This window comes from Algoriphagus vanfongensis DSM 17529, from assembly GCF_000429465.1.
In the GTDB taxonomy this organism is placed as follows: Bacteria; Bacteroidota; Bacteroidia; order Cytophagales; family Cyclobacteriaceae; genus Algoriphagus; species Algoriphagus vanfongensis.
The window spans coordinates 397194-404002 of record NZ_AUBX01000016.1; the positions used below are offsets into that span (position 1 = coordinate 397194).

A 6809-nucleotide genomic window follows, 5' to 3' on the forward strand; every position below is an offset into this window, starting at 1 on the left:
GGGTGTCACAAAGATACAAGGTATCGGAAAGAAATGGGAGAGTTAAGGGGCCGGGACCTCTTTCAGAAGTGAAGAAATCGCTCCTTCTTTCAAAGCGTAGTGAGAGCAAGTGATAGACTCGACAGGAATATATCTCAGGATAAAATCGATCAAAGTAGACGCAACCACGATCATGTCTACCCGCATCGGGATCATTCCTGGGATTTTCAGACGCTCTTCTCGATCCATGGTCAGAAGCATTTGATGGATACGGTGAAACTCTTCGGAAGGAAGCTCGAATGCATGCTGCCCGGTGAGCTTGCACTGGAGCATGGACTCGTAGTAAATATCAGTCAGGGTGTCAAAGGTGCCTGAGGCCCCGACCAAGCTGGTAGGACGATATTCCTGAATAACTTCTAAAAGCGGCTGAAGTTTCTCTTCCAAATAAGAGTAGAGTCGGATGACTTCTTCGGGGAGAATGGGATCATGATGATGAAATAGCTCCAATAATCTCTGCCCGCCGATTTCAAAGCTCTCTTTCCAAAATGCTTCTTGAGAGGTGCCGATGATAAACTCTACAGAGCCACCACCTATGTCCATCATGAGTTCTGTTTGACCATTGAGTGAACCGGATAGCTTGATTCCTTCATAGATCAGCTGGGCTTCTTGCTTACCCGAGATGACATTGATATCGATGTCCAAGGATTTTTTTACTTCTTGGACAAATTCACTCCCGTTTTTCGCATTGCGGACTGCGCTAGTGGCAAAGGCAAAAATATGCTGGATTTTCTCTCCGTCGATGAGATTGCGAAAGTGGCGAAGAGTATGGTGGGCACGTTTAAGTGCGTCAGGTGCGATTTGATCTTGATTGATGCCGCCCTGTCCCAGCTTCACAGGGATTTTTTCCTTGTAAATTGTCTTAAAATCTCCGTTGCTGATCTCTACCAATACCAGATGAAATGTATTGGTTCCCATGTCAATCACCGCCGCCTTTCGGGTACTCATATGCTCCAAAATTTAGGTTGGGCGAATATAGAAAGTTATTCCATAATGCAAGGTTTATCTTTTGTTTAATTCCCTGTTATTTTTTTGAGTTGCAAGCAGATGTTTCAAAGTCTTGATCGAAAATTTTCAGCCTAACCAAAGCCTGTTATATTTGGCTAAGCCTAAATGAATTTTTATGGAAAATCAGAATAAACCCATCTATACCGCTTCTTCCAATGAGGAAAAAACAGCCCTGCTCCACAAGAAAAATGCTGAGGCGCTGCTAGGAGGAGGAGAGAAAAGAATAGAAGCTCAACATAAAAAAGGGAAATTGACCGCCCGGGAGCGGATCGATCTTTTGATGGACGAAGGATCATTTCAGGAGATAGATAAGTTTGTCATGCATCGAGCCAAGGATTTTGGCTTGGATAAGGAGCATTATTTGGGTGACGGAGTTGTGACAGGTTATGGAGAGGTAAATGGTCGATTAGTCTATGTGTTTTCTCAGGATTTTACGGTTTTTGGAGGGTCGCTATCTGAGACCCATGCGGAAAAGATCTGCAAAATCATGGATATGGCCTTGAAAAATGGTGCGCCAGTCATCGGATTGAACGACTCTGGTGGCGCTAGGATTCAGGAGGGAGTGAACTCTCTAGGAGGCTATGCAGATATCTTTTATCGAAATACCCTAGCGTCCGGCGTGGTGCCACAGCTATCAGCGATCATGGGTCCATGTGCTGGAGGAGCGGTTTATTCTCCTGCGATCACGGACTTCATTCTAATGGTGGAAAATACCTCCTATATGTTTGTGACTGGTCCAAACGTCGTCAAAACGGTGACACAAGAAAATGTTACTGCAGAGGAATTGGGAGGAGCATCTGCCCATAGCACCAAATCAGGAGTGACTCATTTTTCCTGCAAAAATGAAGTGGAGTGTATTCGACATATCAAAAGTTTGCTGTCCTATATGCCCCAAAACTGCGAAGAAACAGCTCCGATTTACCCGTATGAATTATTGGAGGACGAAACTCGAGAGATCCTTGATGCTTTGATCCCAGAAAACGCGAACCATCCATACGATATCCGAGAAGTGGTTGCAGGAATCGTAGATTCAGATTCCTTTTTGGAAGTGCATGAAAACTATGCAGATAATATAGTCGTTGGTTTTGCTCGGATAGCTGGTAGAAGTATTGGAATCGTCGGAAATCAACCGCAATCCATGGCAGGAGTATTAGATAATCATGCCTCTATCAAAGCCGCTCGATTTGTTCGTTTTTGCGATAGCTTCAATGTCCCTTTGTTGGTGCTGGTAGATGTTCCGGGCTTTTTGCCGGGAACAGATCAGGAATGGAACGGCATCATCACCAATGGAGCGAAATTATTGTATGCCTTCTCAGAGGCCACCGTGCCTAGAATCACCGTGATCACCCGAAAAGCATACGGTGGAGCCTATGATGTGATGAACTCCAAGCATATCGGAGCGGATATGAATTTCGCCTGGCCGACGGCTGAGATTGCAGTGATGGGAGCCAAAGGAGCCTCAGAAATCATTTTCAAAAAAGAGATAGCCGAAGCTGAAAATCCGGAGGAGAAACTTCAGGAGAAAGTCGATGATTACACCGCCAAATTTGCAAACCCTTATCGGGCAGCCCATCGCGGATTTATCGATGAGGTGATTGTCCCATCTGAAACCAGAACCAAACTCATCAAAGCTTTCAAAATGCTTGAAAACAAGGTGGATAAGCTGCCTAGGAAGAAGCATGGGAATATACCTCTTTAATTTGTCGACAGACCACGGCCCAAAGCCCACTGCCTTCCGATTCAAGAGTTTAATTGTAACTTTATTTTGTCAAAATATTTCTAAGGTAATCAAAATGGCATTTAAGTTTGAAAAACTGAGAGTGTGGGAACTTGCGATTGAACTGACTTTGGATGTCAATAGGCTAATTAAGAGTTTTCCTTCAGAGGAGAAATTTGTTTTGGCTCAACAAATCCAACGAGCGGCTGATTCTGTCGCATTAAATATCGCTGAAGGTTCTACTGGGCAATGCAATGCCGAATACAAGAGATTTTTGGGGTATTCGATTCGATCTGGAATTGAGGTGGTGAGTTGCCTTTATTTAGGAAGGAAAAGAGGGATAATCAATGAAAGTGATTTTCAAAAAAACTATGAGTCCTACGATTTATTAATTACCAAAATACAAGCATTAAGAAATTCTATTAATTAAACTACCACCAACTGTGGGCTGTCGTCCGTGGACTGTGGTCAATATTATGAGCAAAAATACAAAAGACGAATCGTCTAACTTCCTCTACACCTACCTCAACAACGCCTCCCCGACAGGCTTTGAAGCTTCGGGCCAGCAAATTTGGCTTGACTATATCCGGCCATTTGTAGATTCTCATTTCACAGATAATTATGGAACCGCCGTTGGGGTGATCAATCCTGAGGCCGATTATAAATTTGTGATCGAGGCTCATGCCGATGAGATCAGCTGGTTTGTCAATTATATCAAAGATGACGGCTATATCTACGTTCGGAGAAACGGTGGCTCGGATCATATGATCGCGCCATCTATGCGCGTCAATATTCACACGGATAAAGATGTTCTACCAGGAGTGTTTGGCTGGCCTGCTATCCATGTGAGAAAAGATGGGAAAGAAGATACTCCTACTTTGGACAATATCTTTATCGATGTAGGAGCTAGATCCAAAGAAGAGGTAGAGGAAATGGGGATCCACGTAGGCTGTGTGATCACTTTCAAAGACGAACTGACCGAATTGAATAATAAATTCTACACCGGCCGTGCCTTGGACAATAGAATTGGTGGCTATATGATAGCTCAGGTAGCCCGTAAAATCAAAGAATCTGGGGTCAAACTTCCATTTGGCTTATATGTGGTCAATGCGGTGCAGGAGGAGATTGGACTGAGGGGGGCTGAAATGATCGCGCATCGGATCAAACCCAATGCAGCCATCATTACAGATGTTTGCCATGATACTACCGCTCCTTTATATAATAAGGTGGTAAGTGGAGATCTTTCTGCTGGCAAAGGACCAGTTTTGCCAGTTGGGGCTTCGGTACACAAGAAGCTACTGGATTTGATTATTGCCACAGCAAAAGAAAAAGATATTCCTTTTCAGAGATCTACAGCATCCCGATCTACTGGAACCGATACCGATGCATTTGCTTACTCCAACGAAGGAGTTCCTTCGGCTTTGATTTCACTTCCTTTGAAATATATGCATACTACCGTAGAGACGGCTAGTAAAGAGGATATAGAGCAAGTGATTCAGTTGATGTATGAGTTTCTGATCGGATTTGATCCTTCTTTTGATTTCAGATATGTCCAATAAATAACACAGAAAAGAGCCTGCCACTAGTCGCGAAACAGATTGGTTGGCTCTTTTCGACATTCCCTAAATGCTTTTTATAGATCAATTAGGCCATTCTGTTTTTTTGGAAAAAGTGCCGCGTCGCATCATCTCTCTCGTTCCCTCTCAGACTGAGTTGTTGGTGGATCTAGGATTGGAAGAAAATATTGTGGGTGTTACGAAGTTTTGTATTCATCCATCTCATATCAAAAAGGAGAAAACAATAGTAGGAGGAACCAAAACTTATCATTTTGACATCATCCAAAAGCTTCAGCCTGATTTGATCATCGGTAATAAAGAAGAGAATGATCGAGAAGGGATAGAGCGGTTACAGGAAAATTACCCGGTTTGGATGAGTGATATCTCTACTATCGATGAATCCATTCAGATGATTGGTATGTTGGGTGATTTGCTCGGAGTGGAGCAAAAGGCCTTTGAAATAGCCGAAAAGGTAAAAAAGGACCTTGGGGAATATTTGCCCAACAAAGGAACAGCAGTCTATCTGATATGGAATGATCCTGTGATGGTAGCGGGGAAAGATACTTTTATAGATGAGATGATGGCTGTGAGTGGGTTTGAAAACCTGATGAAGGATAGTCGCTATCCAGTGTTGACACTTCAAGAACTGAAAGACTTGGCCCCCGAATTCCTGTTGTTAAGCTCGGAACCTTTTCCATTTAAGGAGCGACATTTGTCTTTTTTTCAACAGGAACTACCACATAGTAGAATCATGCTAGTGGACGGCGAATTGTTTTCTTGGTATGGAACCCGACTACTGAAAAGTAGGAAGTATTTCGAAAGTCTCGTTTGAGAGAGGGAAAACGTTGGATTTTCCGCTCATGAAAAATTTTATTTTCTTCCATGACTTTTTTAAAATTTTAAGGTAACTTTCAGTCTTAAACACCATTTACTATGAAAAAATCGAGAATAGCCTGGGTAGCATTGGTTGCTTTGGCTTGGGCCTGTGGTCCAAAACCCGCTGAGGATACAGCCGAGGAGGTCGTAGCAGAAGAAGTTGTGATGGATAATTCTCTGACAGAGGAAGAAAAAGCCGAAGGATGGATGCTTCTATTTGATGGAGAATCCTTGGATGGCTGGAGAGCATTCAATGCTGATACATTGCCTGCCAATTGGATAGTCGAAGATGGAGTGATGAAAGGACTCGGTGCTACGGGTGGAGAAGATTTTGGCGGAGATATTGTTTTTGGAGGAATGGAGTTTGAGGAGTTTGAAATGGAATTTACCTGGAAAATCTCTCCGGGCGGAAATAGCGGGGTTTTTTACCATGTGGTAGAAGGACCGGATTACAAGGCTCCTTATTATACAGGTCCCGAATATCAGGTAATTGATCAATTGGGTTTCCCGCAGCCTTTGGAAGATTGGCAGTCATTAGCTGCTGACTATGCCATGTACGTTCCCGATTTCGAGGGAGTGGTCAAAGAGGCAGGTGAGTGGAACACTTCCAAGATTGTATTCAGTGAAGAAGGTGCGAGCTACTGGTTGAATGGAAAGAAAACAGTGGAATTTGTACCATACTCTGAAGATTGGGAAGCCAAGAGGAATTCCGGCAAGTGGGAAGAGTTCCCGGATTATAAAATTGCTAAAAAAGGCCTGATAGCACTTCAGGATCATGGCGATCCTGTTTGGTTTAAGAATATTAAAATTAGAACACTATGAGAAAACTACTCGTTTTGACCCTGTTACTGGCTTCGGTCCAGCTTTCTTTTGCACAGAAAAAAGAAAAACTTTTCAATGGTAAAAACCTAAACGGCTGGGTGATTTACGGTACTGAGAAATGGTATGTGGAAGATGGATTGCTGGTATCTGAAAGCGGTCCGGACAAAGGTTACGGATATTTGGGTACCGAAGAAGAGTACGATGATTTCGAAATCACCTTGGAATTTAAGCAAGAGGCAAATGGAAATAGTGGTGTTTTTATCCGCTCTACGGTAGATGGTACAAAAGTTTCAGGCTGGCAAGTAGAAGTAGCGCCTCCTGGAAAAGATACTGGAGGAATCTATGAGTCCTATGGTAGAGGCTGGTTGGTAAAGCCAGATCCGGAAAAAGACAAGTACTTGAAATTCGGAGAATGGAATAAAATGAAAATTGTGGTAAAAGGTGATAACGTCACTTCCTATCTAAACGGACATGAGATGGTCAACTTCACAGATGCCAAAATTGGAGAAGGAAAAGGCGGTGTTTGCCTTCAAATCCATGATGGTGGAGGGATTAAAGTTTACTGGCGAAATATTGTTTTGAAGAAGCTATAATCTGACCAAATAATTCATAAAACAGGCCCTGAGAGAAGCTCTCTCAGGGCCTGTTTTTTATTTCAAACTTTTTCAATCAGTTGATCAGGGAGTTATGTGAAAGTTGGATTTTTTTTGGTGGTAGGTATTGTGGACTCGGATAATTCTCGGATATTTGCACTCCCAATCGACGCAAACGGCGCTGGGAAAATTTGAAAAACG

At 43.0% G+C, this 6809-nt stretch carries 7 protein-coding genes; 6 read left to right on the forward strand and 1 reads right to left on the reverse strand.

Translation table 11 applies throughout. The features are described 5' to 3' along the window. Positions 1–42: 42 nt before the first annotated feature. The gene (locus G460_RS0117150) at positions 43–984 is read right to left on the reverse strand and encodes a Ppx/GppA phosphatase family protein (RefSeq protein ID WP_026956518.1); all 942 of its coding nucleotides are present in this window, start codon (positions 982–984) and stop codon (positions 43–45) included. A 175-nt stretch (positions 985–1159) separates the two neighbouring features. Between G460_RS0117150 and G460_RS0117155 the strand changes: the two genes are divergently transcribed. The 6 genes from G460_RS0117155 to G460_RS0117180 all read left to right on the forward strand — a co-directional run bounded on the left by G460_RS0117155 (position 1160) and on the right by G460_RS0117180 (position 6608). Continuing rightward, positions 1160–2743 (forward strand): acyl-CoA carboxylase subunit beta, encoded by a 1584-nt coding sequence (locus tag G460_RS0117155; protein ID WP_026956519.1) that lies wholly within the window; start codon positions 1160–1162, stop codon positions 2741–2743. 94 nt (positions 2744–2837) lie between these two features. Further along, the gene (locus G460_RS0117160; protein ID WP_026956520.1) at positions 2838–3191 is read left to right on the forward strand and encodes a four helix bundle protein; all 354 of its coding nucleotides are present in this window, start codon (positions 2838–2840) and stop codon (positions 3189–3191) included. Positions 3192–3237: 46 nt separating this feature from the next. Then, positions 3238–4320, forward strand: a complete 1083-nt coding sequence (locus G460_RS0117165) for a M42 family metallopeptidase (protein ID WP_026956521.1) — start codon at positions 3238–3240, stop codon at positions 4318–4320. A gap of 67 nt (positions 4321–4387) precedes the next feature. Further along, complete coding sequence (locus G460_RS0117170; RefSeq protein WP_026956522.1) at positions 4388–5149, forward strand: ABC transporter substrate-binding protein; 762 nt, start codon at positions 4388–4390, stop codon at positions 5147–5149. Positions 5150–5250: 101 nt separating this feature from the next. Then, positions 5251–6015, forward strand: a complete 765-nt coding sequence (locus tag G460_RS0117175) for a 3-keto-disaccharide hydrolase (RefSeq protein WP_026956523.1) — start codon at positions 5251–5253, stop codon at positions 6013–6015. After that, on the forward strand, positions 6012–6608 hold the full coding sequence (locus tag G460_RS0117180) for a 3-keto-disaccharide hydrolase (protein WP_026956524.1): 597 nt from the start codon (positions 6012–6014) through the stop codon (positions 6606–6608). Before G460_RS0117175 ends, G460_RS0117180 begins: the two co-directional genes overlap by 4 nt. Positions 6609–6809 lie beyond the last annotated feature (201 nt).

Excerpts from the sequence above, each read along its gene's own strand:
- G460_RS0117165 (WP_026956521.1), top strand. The coding sequence starts at position 3,238 with ATGAGCAAAAATACAAAAGACGAATCGTCTAACTTCCTCTACACCTAC.
- G460_RS0117170 (WP_026956522.1), top strand. The coding sequence starts at position 4,388 with ATGCTTTTTATAGATCAATTAGGCCATTCTGTTTTTTTGGAAAAAGTG.
- G460_RS0117150 (WP_026956518.1), bottom strand. The coding sequence starts at position 984 with ATGAGTACCCGAAAGGCGGCGGTGATTGACATGGGAACCAATACATTT.
- G460_RS0117155 (WP_026956519.1), top strand. The coding sequence starts at position 1,160 with ATGGAAAATCAGAATAAACCCATCTATACCGCTTCTTCCAATGAGGAA.
- G460_RS0117175 (WP_026956523.1), top strand. The coding sequence starts at position 5,251 with ATGAAAAAATCGAGAATAGCCTGGGTAGCATTGGTTGCTTTGGCTTGG.
- G460_RS0117160 (WP_026956520.1), top strand. The coding sequence starts at position 2,838 with ATGGCATTTAAGTTTGAAAAACTGAGAGTGTGGGAACTTGCGATTGAA.
- G460_RS0117180 (WP_026956524.1), top strand. The coding sequence starts at position 6,012 with ATGAGAAAACTACTCGTTTTGACCCTGTTACTGGCTTCGGTCCAGCTT.